At 30.4% G+C, this 17,997-nt stretch carries 14 protein-coding genes and 2 pseudogenes; 12 read left to right on the top strand and 4 right to left on the bottom strand.

Features of this window, described 5'->3' with window-relative positions; all coding sequences use genetic code 11:
- The first annotated feature begins 23 nt into the window (after window positions 1–23).
- The 11 genes and pseudogenes from JL193_RS14905 to JL193_RS14855 all read left to right on the top strand — a co-directional run bounded on the left by JL193_RS14905 (window position 24) and on the right by JL193_RS14855 (window position 10,748).
- Window positions 24–314, top strand: coding sequence for a DUF1272 domain-containing protein (locus tag JL193_RS14905; protein ID WP_207971537.1), 291 nt, complete (start codon window positions 24–26; stop codon window positions 312–314).
- Between the two features lies 1 nt (window position 315).
- Window positions 316–660: a pyridoxamine 5'-phosphate oxidase family protein gene (locus JL193_RS14900; RefSeq protein ID WP_207971536.1), complete on the top strand. Its 345-nt coding sequence runs from the start codon at window positions 316–318 to the stop codon at window positions 658–660.
- 47 nt (window positions 661–707) lie between these two features.
- The gene (locus JL193_RS14895) at window positions 708–974 is read left to right on the top strand and encodes a PNPOx family protein (RefSeq protein WP_243456768.1); all 267 of its coding nucleotides are present in this window, start codon (window positions 708–710) and stop codon (window positions 972–974) included.
- A 48-nt stretch (window positions 975–1,022) separates the two neighbouring features.
- Window positions 1,023–2,300: a hypothetical protein gene (locus JL193_RS14890; protein WP_207971535.1), complete on the top strand. Its 1,278-nt coding sequence runs from the start codon at window positions 1,023–1,025 to the stop codon at window positions 2,298–2,300.
- Between the two features lie 2 nt (window positions 2,301–2,302).
- Window positions 2,303–3,385: an AI-2E family transporter gene (locus tag JL193_RS14885; RefSeq protein ID WP_207971534.1), complete on the top strand. Its 1,083-nt coding sequence runs from the start codon at window positions 2,303–2,305 to the stop codon at window positions 3,383–3,385.
- Between the two features lie 7 nt (window positions 3,386–3,392).
- Window positions 3,393–4,578, top strand: a pseudogene (locus tag JL193_RS14880) (class I SAM-dependent methyltransferase).
- Window positions 4,579–4,596: 18 nt separating this feature from the next.
- On the top strand, window positions 4,597–5,244 hold the full coding sequence (locus tag JL193_RS14875; protein WP_207971533.1) for a DUF1801 domain-containing protein: 648 nt from the start codon (window positions 4,597–4,599) through the stop codon (window positions 5,242–5,244).
- Between the two features lie 296 nt (window positions 5,245–5,540).
- A pseudogene (gene fdhD, locus JL193_RS14870) lies at window positions 5,541–6,314 on the top strand (formate dehydrogenase accessory sulfurtransferase FdhD); the annotation flags it as partial.
- A gap of 27 nt (window positions 6,315–6,341) precedes the next feature.
- Window positions 6,342–8,633: an FdhF/YdeP family oxidoreductase gene (locus JL193_RS14865; protein ID WP_207973493.1), complete on the top strand. Its 2,292-nt coding sequence runs from the start codon at window positions 6,342–6,344 to the stop codon at window positions 8,631–8,633.
- Window position 8,634: 1 nt separating this feature from the next.
- Window positions 8,635–10,173, top strand: coding sequence for a hypothetical protein (locus tag JL193_RS14860; RefSeq protein WP_207971532.1), 1,539 nt, complete (start codon window positions 8,635–8,637; stop codon window positions 10,171–10,173).
- Between the two features lie 299 nt (window positions 10,174–10,472).
- A complete protein-coding gene (locus tag JL193_RS14855) occupies window positions 10,473–10,748 on the top strand; it encodes a hypothetical protein (RefSeq protein WP_207971531.1) in 276 nt (91 codons plus the stop codon).
- A gap of 332 nt (window positions 10,749–11,080) precedes the next feature.
- Here the strand turns inward: JL193_RS14855 and JL193_RS14850 are convergent, their stop codons facing one another.
- Window positions 11,081–11,716: a helix-turn-helix domain-containing protein gene (locus JL193_RS14850; RefSeq protein WP_207971530.1), complete on the bottom strand. Its 636-nt coding sequence runs from the start codon at window positions 11,714–11,716 to the stop codon at window positions 11,081–11,083.
- 148 nt (window positions 11,717–11,864) lie between these two features.
- Window positions 11,865–11,972: a transposase gene (locus JL193_RS14845; protein ID WP_207973492.1), complete on the bottom strand. Its 108-nt coding sequence runs from the start codon at window positions 11,970–11,972 to the stop codon at window positions 11,865–11,867.
- 149 nt (window positions 11,973–12,121) lie between these two features.
- Between JL193_RS14845 and JL193_RS14840 the strand changes: the two genes are divergently transcribed.
- Window positions 12,122–13,651, top strand: coding sequence for a sulfatase family protein (locus JL193_RS14840; protein WP_207971529.1), 1,530 nt, complete (start codon window positions 12,122–12,124; stop codon window positions 13,649–13,651).
- 299 nt (window positions 13,652–13,950) lie between these two features.
- Here JL193_RS14840 and JL193_RS14835 read toward each other — a convergent pair whose 3' ends face one another.
- The gene (locus JL193_RS14835) at window positions 13,951–16,566 is read right to left on the bottom strand and encodes an alkaline phosphatase D family protein (RefSeq protein WP_207971528.1); all 2,616 of its coding nucleotides are present in this window, start codon (window positions 16,564–16,566) and stop codon (window positions 13,951–13,953) included.
- 13 nt (window positions 16,567–16,579) lie between these two features.
- Window positions 16,580–17,884, bottom strand: a complete 1,305-nt coding sequence (locus JL193_RS14830) for a sulfatase (RefSeq protein ID WP_207971527.1) — start codon at window positions 17,882–17,884, stop codon at window positions 16,580–16,582.
- Between the last annotated feature and the right edge of the window lie 113 nt (window positions 17,885–17,997).

Genomic DNA, 17,997 nt, shown 5'->3' with positions numbered 1-17,997 from the left:
TTTTGATGTATTAAAATAATACTATGTTAGAAATTAGACCCAATTGCGAACATTGCAACAAAGATTTACCAAACACTTCAACAGAAGCAATGATTTGTTCTTTTGAATGTACCTATTGTAAAAACTGTGCAATAGAAATTTTTGAAAATGTTTGCCCAACTTGTGCTGGTAATTTTGTGGAACGTCCAATTCGTCCATCAAAAATGATTGAAAAATATCCTGCTTCAATAAAACAAGTTTACAAACCAAAAAATTTAAAATCTACAAAAATGAACAGCAATCAATTCAAAAAAATTCACCCTTCAAAAAGATAACATGAAAGAATACAAGAAATCAAAATTAAACAGCGTAAAAAGAGGCGCAAATAGAGCTACTTACGATATAGAAAAAATAAATACCATTTTAGATGCTGGTTTTATTGGCTATGTAAGCTACAATTTTCAAGGAAAAGCCATTGCAATTCCAATGGCTTATGGCAGAAAAGGAAACAAAATTATTTTACACGGTTCTAACGCCAATAGAATGCTTACTTCTCTTTTAGAGGCAAAAGAAATGAGTATGACTGTGATGCACTTAGATGCCTTGGTTTTAGCACGATCTGGATTTCATCACTCTGTAAATTACAGATCAGCTACACTTTTTGGAACCTGTAAAAAATAGAAAATAAAGAAGAAAAAAACAATGCCCTATTTTGTTTTATGGAACATATGATGAAAGGAAGATGGAGTGGAATTCGCGAAATGAACAACGAAGAATTTGAACGAACTTTAGTCGTAGAAATGACTATTGAAACTGCTTCTGCAAAAATTAGAGATGTTGGTGTTGCTGATGAACCTGAAGATTATAATTTAGATGTTTGGGCTGGTTTAATACCTATAAAACAAATAGCAACATATCCTATTCCTGATAAAGGAAAACCAGAAAACATGGAAATACCTCAACATGTTTTAGATTATTACAAGCAAAATAAGTAAGTTCCTATAAAATGTAATAAATTAGCTACTTTATTTTAAAATTTATAAATGAAAAAATTTTTCAAATTTTTAGGTGTTATTCTTTTATTACTAATTGTAGCTGGAATAATCTTCTATTTCACAAAAAATGAAGAACTTCCTCAAGGAAATCAAGGTAAAGAAGCAGATGCATTAGCCGTAAAAATGTACAATGCCATAAATGGTGATGCATTTGAAAATACAGAAGTAATTGAATGGAGTTTTAGAAATGTGCATCATTATAAATGGATGAAACAAGAAAACATAGTGCATGTTTCTTGGGATAAAAATAAAGTGATTTTAGATACAAAATCTCCTGAAAAATCAATCGTTTTTATGAATGATAAAGAAACTAAAAACACTGAAATCATTAAAAAAGCAACCGATTTTTTTAACAACGATTCTTTTTGGTTAATTGCTCCTTACAAAATTTTTGATGCTGGTACAGAAAGAAGAATTGTAAATTATGAAGAAAAAGATGCCCTTTTAATTACATATACCTCTGGAGGTTCCACTCCTGGTGACTCTTATTTATGGATTTTAGATGAAAATTTTTTACCAACATCTTATAAAATGTGGACTAACATTATTCCTATTGGTGGTATTTCTGCCACTTGGAATCATTTTAAAAACACAGAAGCTGGTATAAAATTACCTACTAAACACAAACTATCTTTATTAGGTATGGAAATTTCTATGGGTAATGTGAAAGCCTACAACCCAAAAGCAAATGAATTGGCTAATAAAATTCTTAAAACAATAAAACACGACGCTTACAAAAAAACACGATATTTAGAATGGAGTTTTGGTGGCAGAAGACATTTTAAATGGGACAAAGAAAAACATATTGCTGATGTTTCTTGGGACTCTATTCGTGTAAATTTACATCCTCAAAACAAAGAAAAAAGTACTGTTTTCTTTAACGGAAAATTACAAGAAAAAGCAGATTCAACCATTGTAAAAAAAGCTTGGAATATTTTTAACAACGATTCTTTTTGGTTAGTGGCACCTCATAAATTATTTGAAAATGGAATCATTAGAACCGTTCAAAAAGAAAATGACAAAGATGCGTTATTAGTAAAATATACAACAGGTGGTTCAACTCCTGGAGATTCTTATTTATGGATTCTTGATGAAAATTATTTACCAATATCTTACAAAATGTATGTTCCAAGTATGAAAATGAATGGAGTTTCTGCAACTTGGGAAGATTGGATTACCACAGAAAGTGGTACATTATTACCAACAAATCATACATTTGGAAATGGTAGAAATTTAAGTATGGGCGAAGTAAAAGGATATAATTAAAAATGACAACAAAAACCATCTCAAACGGAATTTTAAGAGCACTTGCCATAATATTAGGTGTTTTTCTATTAGCGTATTTCTTATACACCATTCAATCTGTAATTGTTTATATTGTAATTGCAGGCGTAATTTCTTTAATTGCAAGACCTATTATTTTATTTTTAAGAAGAAGGTTAAAATTTCCAAACACTGTAGCTGTTATTACAACAATGGTGTTTTTTTTAGGAATTATTACTGGTATAATTATACTTTTTATTCCTTTAATAACAGAGCAAGGTAAAAGTTTATCTCTTTTACAAAGTGATGAATTACAGGCAAATATTCAAAATATTTTCAATCAAATTACTGCCTATTTTTCTTCGAAAGGAATCGATGTTTTAGGAGAAATAAAAAATATCGATTTTACTTCTCAATTTAAAGCAATTCCTAATTTATTAAACTACGTTTTAGGCACTCTTGGTTCGCTAAGTGTGGGCTTATTTTCTGTCTTATTTATCTCTTTTTTCTTTATGAAAGACAGCAGAATTCTTAAAAATGGAATTATGACAATTATTCCGAATGAAACTGAAGGACGTTTTTCAAAATCTTTGGAAACTATTAACGATTTATTGTCAAGATATTTCATTGGCTTAATATTACAAATTACCATTCTGTTTGTTTTATACACGATTATTTTACTAATTTTTGGAATTAATAATGCAGTTGTAATTGCCTTTTTATGTGCCTTACTAAATTTAATCCCTTATGTTGGCCCATTAATTGGAGCCATAATTATGTTTGTTTTATCGATGACAAGCAATATTGGTTTAGAGTTTCAAACAGAAATTTTACCAACCACCATTTATGTGATGATTGGTTATTTAATAGCTCAAATTATCGATAATTTTGTAAGTCAGCCAGTTATTTTTTCAAAAACAACAAAATCGCATCCTTTAGAAATATTTTTAATTATAATTATAGGAGGTTTACTTTTTGGAATTATAGGTATGATAACTGCGGTTCCATTATATACCGCACTAAAAGTTATTTTAAAAGAATTTTTATCTGAAAATAAAATTGTAAAATCGTTAACTAAAAACTTGTAATTTTATTTTGAATCTCTATATTTTACATACGGATGTTCAAAATTTCATCAACAAAAATTTAAAAACAGAAATTACAAAAGTAGTTTTAAAAGGAAGTTTTTTTGAAGGAGTTTCTATTCAAGAAATTGCAAATCAAATTTTAGCAAAACAAAAGTCTGAAAAGAAATTGCCAACTTGGTTTCAAACAGAAAATATTTATTATCCAGCAAAAATAAGTATCGAGCAAACTTCATCTGAAATTACGGCAAATTATAAATCTAAAATTATTTCTGGTAATTCTATAATCGATATTACTGGTGGCTTTGGAGTAGATGCTTTTTACTTTTCTAAGCAATTTAAAAATGTAACTCATTGTGAAATTAATCAAGAATTATCTGAAATTGTAAAACACAACTTTCAACAATTAAAAGTTAATAATGTTGATTTTTTCTCAGGAAATGGTACAAACTTCTTAAAAGAAACAAATAAAAATTCAGCTGTATTTATGTAGATCCTTCTAGAAGAGATAATCTAAAAGGAAAGGTTTTTCTATTGAAAGATTGCCAACCTTACATTAGCCCGAAAATTGATTTCTTTTTCACAAAAACTGATTATATTTTAATAAAAGTATCACCAATTTTAGACATTACCCAAACAATTAACGAACTTAAATATGTGAAGGAAATTCATATTGTTGCGGTAAATAATGAAGTAAAAGAATTATTGTTTTTATTAGAAAAAAATTACAACAATACTATTGCTATAAAAACAGTAAACATCAAAAAAGAAAAACACAAACGTTTAATTTTATATATAATGAAGATGTTATTTCAGAATACTCTGAACCACTCTCCTATTTATATGAACCAAATTCTGCGATTTTAAAATCTGGAGGATTTCATCAAGTTACCAATCAGTTAGCTGTGTTTAAATTGCATCAACATTCGCATTTATACACTTCAGAAAAACAAATTAATTTCCCTGGAAGAGCTTTTAAAATTCAACATGTTTTATCGTACGATAAAAAGAAACTTTTAAAGTTACTTCCAGAAAAAAAAGCAAATATTACCACTCGAAATTTCCCCAAAACAGTCGCTCAAATTAAAAAAGAAACAAAAATTAAAGATGGAGGAAATATTTTTATTTTCTTTACAACCAATTATATAGGAAAACCAATTGTACTTATTTGTAATAAAGTGGGTAGGCTACATTAAAAAAAACCTCAAAAGCCAATGACCGAAGACGTAAATAAATACCTTAGTGGACTTAAAAAATGGAAGTTTGAATTGAAAAAACTTCGTGAAATTATACTTGATTGTGGGGTAAAGGAAGAATTTAAATGGATGCATCCTTGTTATACCGAAAATGGAAAAAACATAGTTTTAATTCACGAATTTAAAGGTTATTGTGCAATTTTATTTCACAAAGGAGCAGTACTAAAAGACCCTGAAAATATTTTAGTACAACAAACCGAAAACGTACAATCGGCAAGACAAATACGATTTACAAACTTACTCAAAATCGAAGAGCTTGAACCAACTATCAAAAAATACATCCAAGAAGCAATCGAAAATGAAAAATTGGGAAAGAAAGTCGAAAAGAAAAAAACTTCTGAGTTTAAGGTACCAAAAGAACTAGAACAAATCTTTTGCGAAAATATTAACTTTAAAACAGCTTTTAAAAATTTAACTGCAGGACGTCAACGAGGCTATCTTTTACATTTTAACAAACCAAATCAATCCAAAACAAAAATATCTCGAATTGAAAAAAATATTGAAAGAATAATAAATGGTTATGGATTGAACGACTGTATTTGTGGACTTTCGAAACGAAAACCAAATTGTGATGGATCTCATAAACAATTAGAAAAAAATAAATAAAAAACGTTCCTCAAAAATAACGATTACTAATTCTTGTCTTGCTTACTTTATAAATAACTACGAATTTTCCAGTTTGCTGTTGTACCTGTAAAGTTTAACACTAAGCCACACAACTCCCCCAAAACAAACATGTTATAAACAATTAAATAAACAATTTTAGTCTTAAATTGTTTACAATTAATTCTTTTAGATAAAAGAAATAAAACTTACAAAAAAAATATCGAAAGTTAATTCGAAACTTTTGTTTTTTTAGGCTAATAGTTTTCATTAAGTTTGTATAGCAAGTCTTTAAGTGTATGCAAACATTACCTTACCAAGCTTTAAAAATATCTAGCTCACTACAAACTGCTACTTTAGATCGTTTAGTAGTCGAAGCTCCTTTGCAAATTAATATCAACCAAGAAGCTTACACAGTGGTTATGAGAACCCCCAATAACGACTTTGAATTAATACGAGGCTTGCTGTATGCAGAAGATATTTATAAGAACTCTTCTGCTTTAAAAATGTCTGTAGAAAAAAAACAAGACAACATTCCACAAATAATTAATGTAGAGATTCCAACTAACTTTTTAGGCAAAGGTTATTTAAATAAAAGAACACTTTTATCTGTTTCTTCTTGTGGTATTTGTGGCAAAAAAGAGTTAAAAGATATTAAAGTTAACGGAAATAAACTTACCGAGAAAACATATTTTTATTCAGAAGAAATTCATAAAATGTTTGCTCAAATGACTCAAAATCAACTTACTTTTAAAGATTCTGGCGGAAGTCATGCCGCTTCCATATTCAACAAAAATTACGAGTTATTAACAATTAAAGAAGATATTGGCAGACACAATGCTGTTGATAAAACTATTGGCGATTTATTAATACAAAACAAATTAAAAGAAGCTAATTTTTTATTAGTAAGTGGTAGAGTTTCTTACGAAATCGTTTCCAAAGCTTTTATCGCAAAAATACCTATTATTATTGCAGTTTCTGCTTGTTCTTCATTGGCTGTAGATTTTGCTAAAGAATTCGGAATTTGCTTAATTGGTTTTACAAGAATTGGTAAAATGACCATTTATGCAAACCCCTCTTACCTTAAAAAAAAAATAGATATGTCAAAAAAAACAAACGCACAACCACCAGAAAAATTAACGGGCATAAAACTGAAAGAAATTCCAAAATCTGCTGTTGGTGTGAAAGCAATAAAATCGGCATTAACTCACATAAATGATGAAGTTGGTCTTGTAGATGGCATTCGACTTTTAAAAAATTTAAATCAAAAAGATGGGTTCGATTGCCCAGGTTGTGCATGGCCAGATCCAGATGAAAAACGGGCATTTTTAGCAGAATATTGCGAAAATGGTGCAAAAGCAGTGGCAGAAGAAGCTACAAAAAGTAAAGTTTCTCCACTTTTTTTTGCAACACACTCTATAGAAGATTTGGCTAAATTATCTGATTACAAAATTGGTAAAAGCGGGCGAATTACGCACCCAATGTATTTGCCAGAAGGAAAAAATTATTACGAAGAAATTTCTTGGGAAAACGCTTTTAAAATGATTGGAGACGAACTAAATTCATTAAATTCTCCAGACGAAGCTATTTTTTACACTTCTGGACGAACCAGTAACGAAGCCGCATTTTTATACCAACTTTTTGTAAGGCAGTTTGGTACAAACAATTTACCCGATTGCTCAAATATGTGTCACGAATCTAGTGGCGCTGCCCTTTCTGAAACTTTAGGAATAGGAAAAGGTTCTGTAACCTTAGAAGATTTTAATCATGCAGATTTGGTAATTGTAATGGGTCAAAACCCTGGAACCAACCATCCAAGAATGTTAACAGCCTTAGGAGAAACAAAAAACAATGGTGGAAAAATAATTACTGTAAACCCACTTCCAGAAGTTGGCTTGTTAAATTATAAAGATCCTCAAAATCCTTTAAAATGGGTAGGTTCTGGTCAAGATTTAACAGATTTGTTTTTACAAGTAAAAATAAATGGAGATGTTGCCTTGCTAAAAATCATCTTAAAATTGATGAAAGAAAAAGAAACTAAAAACCCAGGCACTGTTTTTAATCATCAATTTATTAAAGAAAAAACCTCGGGAATAGAAGATTTTCTAAATGATTTAGAAAATTTTACAATCGAAGATCTATTGCCCCAAACCGGTTTAACTTTAAACAAAATAAAAGAGGCAACCGAACTAATAATTAAAAACGATAAAATTATTATTTGTTGGGCAATGGGCTTAACACAACATAAAAACTCGGTAGATAATATTCGAGAACTCGTAAATATTTTATTGTTAAAAGGAAGTATTGGAAAAAAAGGGGCTGGAACATGCCCCGTTCGTGGGCATTCTAATGTTCAAGGAGATAGAACCATGGGAATTTGGGAAAAACCCAAAGACGATTTCTTAGATAAATTAGACCAAGAATTTAATTTTAAATCGCCAAGAAAACATGGCTTAGATGTAGTAAATGCTATAAAAGCAATGCACAAAAAAGAAGCAAAAGTGTTTTTTGGAATGGGCGGAAACTTTATTTCTGCAACGCCAGATACAGAATATACTGCACAAGCTTTGCGCAATTGCAATCTAACCGTTCATGTTTCTACAAAATTAAATAGAAGCCATTTGGTTCACGGAAAAAAAGCATTAATTCTGCCTTGTTTAGGTCGTTCTGAAAAAGACATACAAATTTCTGGAGAACAATTTGTAACCGTAGAAAATTCCATGGGAATTGTACATGCTTCTAATGGTGTTTTAGAACCTTGTTCCACTAAATTATTAAGTGAACCAGCTATTGTGGCTGGGGTTGCCAATGCAACTTTAAAAAAATCGAAAGTAAATTGGACCGAATTAGTTTCTAATTACGATTTTATTAGAAATAAAATTGAAGCTACCATTCCTGGTTTCGAAAACTACAATAAAAGAGCCAGAATAAAAGGCGGATTTTATTTACCAAACAATGCGCGAGACAATAATTTTAAGCCTACCTCTACAGGAAAAGCAAATTTTAGTAAAAATGTACCTTCGGATATTTTACTAGAAAAAAATCAATTTTTAATGATGACAATTCGAACTCACGACCAATACAACACAACAATTTACGGTTTAAATGATCGCTATAGAGGTGTTTTAAACGAAAGAAGAGTTATTTTTATGAATGAAGATGATATGAAACAACAAGGTTTAAAAAAATTAGATTTGGTCGATTTAACCAGCCATTTTAATAAAGAAAAAAGAAAAGCCAAAGGTTTTTTAGTAATTCCTTACAGCATTCCCAAACAATGTACTGCCACGTATTTTCCTGAAGCAAATGTATTAGTTCCCATAAAAAGTGTGGCAAAAATAAGCAATACACCCGCTTCTAAAACAGTGGTAATTTCTATTCAAAAAAGATAAGATGAAAAATTATATATTTTTACTCACAGCATTATTTTTAAGTCAGTTTGTTTTTTCTCAGTCTAAGGTTATTCCAAATAAAATTACTCAAAAAACATTTGCGAAAGTAGATTTCCTATCAATAAACATGCCTCAACTAGAAATTCCAAACGAACCAAATATGGGTTTTTCTGGAATACACTACAACTTATTTTTAAATAAAGATTTCTACACAGGCTTAGGTATTTATGGCTCTGTTACTGGTATAAGAGGTGGTTTTTTTACGTTAGGCATTAATGCCGGTTATAAAAAAAACATCACTAATAAATTGTATTTAGATACTGGCTTCCATTTTGGTGGTGGTGGTGGTGCAAGTGCTAAAGATGGTGGTGGTGCTTTTATTTTACCGCATGCAAATTTAGGATACGATTTTAAATATTTTTCTTTAAACGCTGGATGGAGTTATGTAAACTTTTTCGATAAAGGTTTGATAAGAGGAAATCAATTAAACGTCGCTTTAGAAATTCCTTTAGATTTCGAATACTCTAATTATACAGCTTCGGAAAACGAATTTTCGATTGCTGAATTAAAAAATTCTAATTGGAATCAAAAAACAAACAGAATTTCTTTAATGATGCACTTAAATAATTTAAAAGTAACCAGTAAAGCAAATGCCACAACTGGTGAAATTTTAAACGGAAAAATAATTCGATTAGCAGGTTTCGAATTGGCTTCTTATTTAACAGATAATTGGTTTGCTTTTTTAAAAGTAGATGGTGCTTACAGTGGCATAAGAGCTGGTTATATGGATGTGTTTTTAGGAGGTGGTTATCATTTATCTATGAATAAAAATCGCACCAATATTCAAGCCAAATTCGGAATTGGTGCTGGTGGTGGTGGTGGAGTTGATACACAAGGTGGTTTTTTACTATATCCTGATATTTCTATAGAACAAAAAATATACAACGACCTTTACATATCTTTAAACAAAGGATTTTTACTTACCCCTAATCGCTATTTTGCAACATCTTCTTTTGGAGCTGGTTTAAAATATTATATCGAAAGAAATGGTACTTATAATAATTCTTCTAATTTTAATGAAGGTATTTTTAAAGGTTTCGAAGTTGTTGTAAAACAAGATTGGTACTTTAATGCAAAAAGAATGAAGCCACCTGCAGAAGACATGCACCAAATATCTCTTCAAATTAATTTAGATTTAAATAAAAACATTTTTGTTGCTGGCCAAACTTCATTTGCAAACTTTGGAAATGCGGGTGCTTATGCAGAAGGTTTGGTGGGTTTAGGTGTAAAAACCAACCCTTTATTTAATGGAAACACCACATTTTTTACTCAAATTTTAGGAGGAGCTGCTGGTGGCGGTGGAATTAGCACAGGTGAAGGCCTAATTGTAAAACCAAGTTTAGGTATTGATTATCAGATAAATAAAACTTTAAGTTTGCGAAGTTCTGCTGGTTATGTAAAAGCGAAAGGAGGCAGTCTTAGCAATCCTTTTATCAACTTAGGAATAAAATATAATTTTTCATTTTTAAAATTGAAATAATTTTATGTATCTTCGTATTAACAATTAGAAATAGTTGTTGTATTAACAATTAGAAATAGTTGTTGCTCCCCTTTTTCCCCTTTTTCCCCTTTTCTAACTTATCATAAAGTTCTAGGCTAAATTAATTTTTAGCCAAAAATTAATTGTTATAATACATTTTAAAGCTCCCTAACTTTAAGTATTTTTTTTTGCTATTATTAAATAGCATCAGAAAAACTAAAACACACTCCCCTTACAAGTTGGTTTACTTCTGCTGTAAAATAATGGCTTTTTTAATCTAATTAGAAAATTTGTTTACTATGAAAAAAGCATTTATATCCATGGCTTTTGTAGGGTTTTTATTTACAAATTGCCAACCAGTAAAAACAGAATTAGAACATTACGAATCTAATAAAGCTGTTGTGGAAAAAGAATTTCCAAATTATCATATTACTTCTTTTAGACAATTTAGTTATGTGTTTCAAGTCTCTAATCCAGAGTATGTAATTAAAGTTACATTAGATAATGCAAAAATTGTAAAAAAAGACACTTTAAAAGTTTTTTCTAAAGTTTCGAAGAGAGATAGAGATAACTAAGCCCACAAATATGTTTGTTTTACCAACTGTTTTTAACAATTAATTCTTAAAAGAAGAAATTATCTAAAAACGTAAGTTTGACGTAAAATAATTTTTCCCATAATACAAATGTAATTTAATCACATAAATTCGTACCAACAAAGCTAGACATTCCATAGAACTTATATCTTGGGAAGAAAGATACTCTAGATGCATATAAATGCAATCATTGGAAACAACGTTGTTTTATAAGATTAGTTGCGTGTTTTAAGCACTAAAGTGCAAATAAAACACAAATAGTGTCTAACTTTTTGGGGGCAGTTCACAAATTTGCGAGGACTTTCGTAAATTGGCTAAAACCAGCAATTAATTTTATACGGTGTTAGCACCAGTTTTTCTTTTTTTTTGTATGCAAAAATTAGTAAAATAGTAGCTATTATTGTTATAAACAACCCAGGTCTTAAATCAAAACCTTGTGTAAAACTATAGTTAAATAAACCTAATAAAAACCAAATCAACAATCCAGACTGAATTAAAATGTATCTTTTTTTATTTTTTATAAGTCCTAAAGAATGACTTATAGCAATTAATCCAATAGAGATAGCACTTAAACTAATTAGCCAATGAGGAAAACTATAGTTAAACGTTATTGATTGTCCGTTCCAGCCTGTATTATTTCTGTAAATTCTTTTTCCATTTAGGAAATAGTTGAAAAATCTAGTCCAAGGAAGCAAAGAGCATATAATTATCAAAAATGTTAGAAAAGTTGACCAAATTAAATATTTATCAATTCTCTTTTTTTCTCGCTCAATTATTTCAATCTCTAATGCGTTAAAAATTAATTGAAGAGTTTTTTCTCTTGGTTTGGTTTCATTGTTTTCAATTCGTTGAATTGTTCGTAGATTTACTTTAGAAGCTTCAGCTAATTCCTCTTGGGATAATCCCTTTTTTAATCGTATTTCTTTTATTCTTTTTCCGATTTCAGTCATTATAAATTCTGTTTAATTTGTGCCGTAAAAATATTCTTTAAATTCTAATTTTATAGTGACTTGTTAACGACATTTATACGGCATTTTCGGAATTTGTTGGTATTGCTGGGTTTTAATTGGTGCTAACTTCTTTTAACCTCACAATATCCTACGAATCATAAATCTGGACGAGTAACTCTCTACACCTTTTCTGTATATTTCCTTTTAAAACTGAATGCCTATACTTTGTACTCCAAACAAGATGAACTTTTAATATTGAAACTGTACAACCATTTAGTCTTTGATTTAACGCAAAACAAAGATAAAAATTTTAAGAAGCTAAAGCTAGATGCTGTTAAAGTGCATAGTTTTAACTATTTTTGAGACCAATAAACAATTTATCAAAAAAAAAATACCTAAAAAATAATGAAAATATATTTACGATTTGTCTTTAGTTTTTTTCTTGTATTTACTTCTTGTGATAAGAAAGTAAAAGAAACTACAGTGCCCCAAAAACCAAACATTATTATTTTTTATGTAGATGATTTAGGCTATGGCGATTTAAGTAGCTATGGAGCAGTTGGTGTTTCTACACCAAATGTAGATAAATTGGCAGAAAATGGCATAAAATATACAGACGCCCACAGCGCTGCAGCCACCTGTACTCCTTCTCGTTATTCTTTACTTACTGGACAATATGCGTTTAGAAATAGGGCACGCGTTTTGCCTGGAGATGCTCCCTTATTAATAGATACAAAAACACCAACTTTACCCAAAATGTTAAAGAAAGCAGGTTACAATACAGCTGTAGTTGGTAAGTGGCACTTAGGTCTTGGAAATGGAGATACTAATTGGAACGAAGAAATAAAACCTGGTCCTTTAGAAATAGGTTTCGATTATAGCTTTTTATTACCTGCTACTGGCGATAGAGTACCAACAATTTTTGTAGAAAACCACAGAGCTATTAATTTAGATGAAAACGACCCAATTCAAATAAGTTACAAAAAACCTTTCGAAGGAGTTCCTACTGGTAAAACCAACCCAGAAATGTTAAGATATCCTGCAGACAACCAACATAGTGAAGCGATTGTTAACGGAATTAGTAGAATTGGAAATCAAACTGGAGGCGAATCTGCATTGTGGACAGATGAAGATTTTCCATATATATTTACCGAAAAAGCAAATCAATTTATAGAAAAAAACAAAGAAAATCCTTTCTTTTTGTTCTTTTCTTTCCATGATATTCACGTTCCAAGATTGCCCAATAAACAGTTTCAAGGAAAATCTAGCATGGGTTTAAGAGGAGATGCAATTGTGCAAATGGATTGGATGACAGGGCAAATTATAAAAAAAATAGAAGAATTAAATATCGATAAAAATACACTGGTAATTTTTACTAGTGATAATGGCCCTGTTTTAAATGACGGTTACAGCGATAAAGCTGAAGAATTATTAGGTAGCCATAAACCTTCTGGTCCCTTTAGAGGAGGTAAATACAGTGCTTTTGAAGCAGGTACAAGAGTTCCAATGATTACTTATTGGCCAGAAAAAATTAAAAAGGGAGAAAGCAAAGCATTAATATCTCAAGTAGATTATTATGCTTCTTTAGCAAGTTTAATCAATAAAAAACTAGGTAAAAAAGAAGCCATAGATAGTAAAAATCTAGAAGAAACACTTTTAAATGCCAATACCAAAGGAAGAAAACTAATGCTCGAAGAATCTTTTACACTATCTTTAAGAAATAAAAACTACAAATACATTACACCTATTAAAAACAGAAAGGCAAATAAATGGATATATGGTAAAAAAATAGAAAGTGGTGCTTCTAACGAGCCACAATTATACGACCTTTCTAAAGATATTGGCGAAGAAGTAAATATTGCCAAAGAAAATAAAAAATTAACTAAAAAAATGCAATCTCAAATAGATAGCATTGTTGCCATTTCTAAAAAATAATCTTACAATTATTGCCTTAAAATTTAAAAAAAATTGTCTTTAATATTTCAATAAAAAAGTACAGTTTAAAATTACGGAGGTTAATAAAATTAGCAAAAAGAAGCTGTCTCGAAAGTATTAAAATTTGTCATTTCGACGGTAATGGAGAAATCTTATTTACTGAATTTCAGTATTTTAGATTTTTCGATAACTTCGTTAGCTACTTTCAATCAAAATATATTTTGATTTTAGTAATGCTCAAAACGACAGTTAAATTTACTTTTGTGACAGCCTCTTTTAATATAAACCATATTTCTTTGTTAAAACTTAAATTTTAAAGTTCTATCGTTTACAGAAATATCTTTTTTATGTTGCCAAGTATTCGTATCAGGTTCGCCCACTTTAACAGTGTAAAGTGCATTTTTATCAAAAATTTTAGGAATAAATGTCGCTGTGTTTAAACGAATAGAATATTCCGTTTCGTTTGTTTTTTGATTGATAATCTCAATTACAGGTTTATCTAATCTCTTTACTTTAATTTTAGGTAGATAAGCAACCGCTTTTCGTCCATAATTATCTTGCTGATTGATGGTAATTGGCCATCCAGGATATTGGGTTTTCTCTTTTGTAGGATCTACAAAACGAGGCCAACATTCTGTTTTAATATCTCTTGTTTTTTTATTAAAAGTAACCAAACCAAAGCCAACAGCTCTAGTATGTAATATTCTCGGTTCTTTATTTGAATTTTGTGGGTTTGCAATGGCTTTTACCGTCATTTTATTGCCAAAACCATCCATATGATTTCCTACATAAGCAGGGTTTTCTACAGTATGGTTAGAACTATTTACATCTGGCCAAAAACGACGAGGCCATATATTGTTTAATGCTGGCCCAGCAAATGCATGTCCAGAATCGCCATGCGCATCTAAGCCATATTGTATATAAGATGCTAAATGTTGGTCGCCAGCAATATGAAAAGCGAAACCTTTACGAATTATAGCAACAGCCAAATCTCTTTTTGCAGCTGGCCAGCCATTAGAATCCATATCTACAGTGCTTTTGTCTCCCTTTATATATTCACCAGGTTCAGGAATTTTTAAAGAAGGAATTACGTTGCCATTTTTTTCTTTTTGAGGAATTGTTGCTACTGTAGCGAAATTGGTTTGCGATAAAACTACTTTTAATTCAGATGCATTAGACCAATCGTTTGCCCATTCTTTTAAGAATTTTTCTTGTCTTTTTCCTAATAATTCTGCCTTTAAATGTTTGTGTTTTTTAATGTCGAAATTCTCGTTTTGTATCCAACCATTATAAACATCTGCTTCTTTTGGAAGCACATTTTTTGGAGCCGATTTAAACTTTCTATCTTCCAAAATAGCAAAACTAATTCCACCATAATTCCAATTAGAATAATATACAGAAATATTTTGTTTTACAGGAGTGGCATCGTAAGGATCTGGTAAATGACTTGTTTGTGTAAATTGAACCATATTTACCCAATCTGCAGACATTTTATAACCACCACTGTCTTGTGCTTTTCCTCCAAAACCAAGAGAAGTATCTGCTTCTTTTCCAGATTCTCCCCAAACATTTCCATGATACACGTCGTGATCGTCTGGAATTATAGCACATGGAATATGTCTAAAAATTTCGCGATAAGACCAACCAAACATATACCATTTTCTTAAGTAATCTAAGCAAGTTTTATCAAATTCGCCTCTATATTGCACCCCAAAACCACCTGTACCTTCATAAAATTGATCTCCTAAAAACATGGCCAAATCTGGTGTTAACTTAGAAACCGATTCATAAACATCTGCATCAGGAAAACCATAATGTGCATTGCAACTAAAAACTGCTGCTTTAACGTTTGTTTTATTTGTGGGTTCTGCTGCAATTGTTCCTTTATAACTATAAATTTCTTCTTTGTTTTTTAATGGAACTTTTAACACAATTCGATAAGGAATAGCTGTTGTGTGTTGCCAATTTTCTACAATAAAATTAACTGCTCTACCCGAACTTTTTATGGTTTTTGTTGCTGCAGTTTGCCAATTTCCATTGATTTTAAATTGAAGTAATACAGTATGCCCCTTAATTTCTTCAACAGGAGAAAACTGTGCCGTTAATTTTAGTTTATTTTTATGAAGTGTATATTGTGCAAAGTTTATAGGCCCATAAAAATGATTTTCTTCGAACTTTAATTCTTCAGAAGTAATAGACCAATCAGAAAATTTAGCAGAAGCCTTAGAGGCTATTTCAGGAGGCATTTTTCCAGGTACATCTGCAATTAAAGAGAAGTTTCCTACTAATTTTTCATCTTCTAAAGTAATTTTTTCTTCTTTTAAAATAAACTGATTGTTATTCGGGTTTATTGCAGAAATTTTTAATTGATAATCGGTTTGTCGTGGAATTGCTTCCACAATTAAATGATAAGAGTTTGGTATTTCTGTTAGTGAAGTTTTAATAATTTGTTCGCCTATCTTTAAATCTCCTTTTCCATTGAAACCGATATCTAAACCTTTTCCGAAAACGGCAGCAGATCTGTAATCTTTATAAGGCCCTTTTGCCCCTAAACGTAAACCTATACAAGCTTTCGGGTTTGTTTTAATACTATCGTTTAAAATTTCTACTTTAACATTTGTGGTAAAACCTATTAAGCCTTTAGGTTTTTGAAGAGGTAATAGATGTAAATTTCTGTTTTTTCCAGTCATATCGCACACCACAGCTTTATCCTGTAACACCCAGTCTTGCAAACGGTTTCCCCAGTATTCTGGGCCAACCCATTTCATATTCTGCCAATTATGCCAATTAGATTTAAAGTTCACACCTTTTTTATAAGACCAAATCGAAAAGGATTCTTTGGCTAAAGTAGAGGGCGCCATAAATGGGATAATACTTCCTAAGGTAATTGTTTTTAGATATTTTCTTCTATCCATTCTTAATAAGTGTTTATTCTTTATAATTTTTATTTAATTCTTTTGGAACAGGAGCATTTCTTTTGGTTCTCCATGCTTTTAGCTCTTTGTACAATTCTTTTACTTTTTCTGGATATTTTTTTGAAACGTCGTTTTTTTCTTGAATATCGGAATCTAAGTTATACAATTCTATTCCTTTGTCCTCGAAATATTCATGCAATTTCCATTTTCCTTTTCGAATAACACTTCCAGGTCTTGTTCTAAATAAAGAATCTCTCGCTTGATCTTTGTCTTTATTGACAGCCTGTAGATAAATTGGAAAATGCCAAGATAATGCTCTTTCTTTTATTTCTTTGTTTTTAGTTAAGAAAGGTAATAAAGAAACTCCGTCTAAAGAATCTTTTTTTTGATTATTTACAGCCTCCATTACCGTTGGAAAAATATCTAAACCAGAAACAGGGATTTCTGTAGTTTTTGTTTTTTTAATTTCTTTGGGCCATTTTATTAAAAAAGGAACTCTTATACCACCTTCGTAATAAGAACCTTTTCCGGCTCTTAGTGGAAATTGAGAGGAAACAGAAGCTAAACCCCCATTATCGGAGGTAAATATGACCAGCGTATTTTCATCTAATTTTAATTCTTTTAATGATTTTAGGATTTTGCCGATATTAGCATCCATATTTTCAACCATCGCTCCATATTTTGCGTTAAAACGATCATCTCCATTTACTTTAGCCTTATATTTTTTTACCAACTTTTCTTTTCCTTGTAAAGGCGTATGTACTGTATAATAAGGCAAGTATAGAAAAAAAGGATTCTTTTTATTTTTGGTAATAAAATTAATTGCTTCTGTGGTAATTCTATCTGTTAAATACTCTCCTTTAGGTCCATCTTTTAGTGCTTTATTTTTATACGGACTAAAATATGATTTTGGATGACCTGCTGTTGTGCCTCCAATATTAATGTTAAAACCTTGCGTTATTGGGTTTTCGCTTAAGTGCCATTTTCCCATAGTTGCAGTTGTATAACCATTTTCTTGAAGTGCTTCTCCTAGTGTTGTAAAACTTTCTTTTAAAATGGTGGTATTTTTAGTAGGAACTAATTTTCGAAATTTAGACTTTCCTCTTTCTGAAGAACCTACCGTATAAATTCCGTGTTTTGGAGTATTTAAACCCGTTAAAATACATGCTCTACTTGGAGCACAGTTTGCAGCAGGAGCGTAGGCATTTGTAAACACAACGCTTTCTTTAGATAGCAAATCTAAATTAGGGGTTTGATAAACAGGGTTTCCCATAAACCCAAGATCGCTCCAGCCCAAATCGTCGACTAAAATAAACACTATATTCGGTTTGCTTTTTGGCGCTTTCTTTTTATAAAAACACGATGTTACCATCGAAAAAAATAATATTAAAAGCACAAATCTTATGCTACTTTTCTTTAAGCTCATCTTTT

The organism is Polaribacter batillariae, from assembly GCF_017498485.1.
GTDB classification, from domain to species: Bacteria; Bacteroidota; Bacteroidia; order Flavobacteriales; family Flavobacteriaceae; genus Polaribacter; species Polaribacter batillariae.
This window is presented reverse-complemented; position numbering and strand designations above follow the sequence as displayed.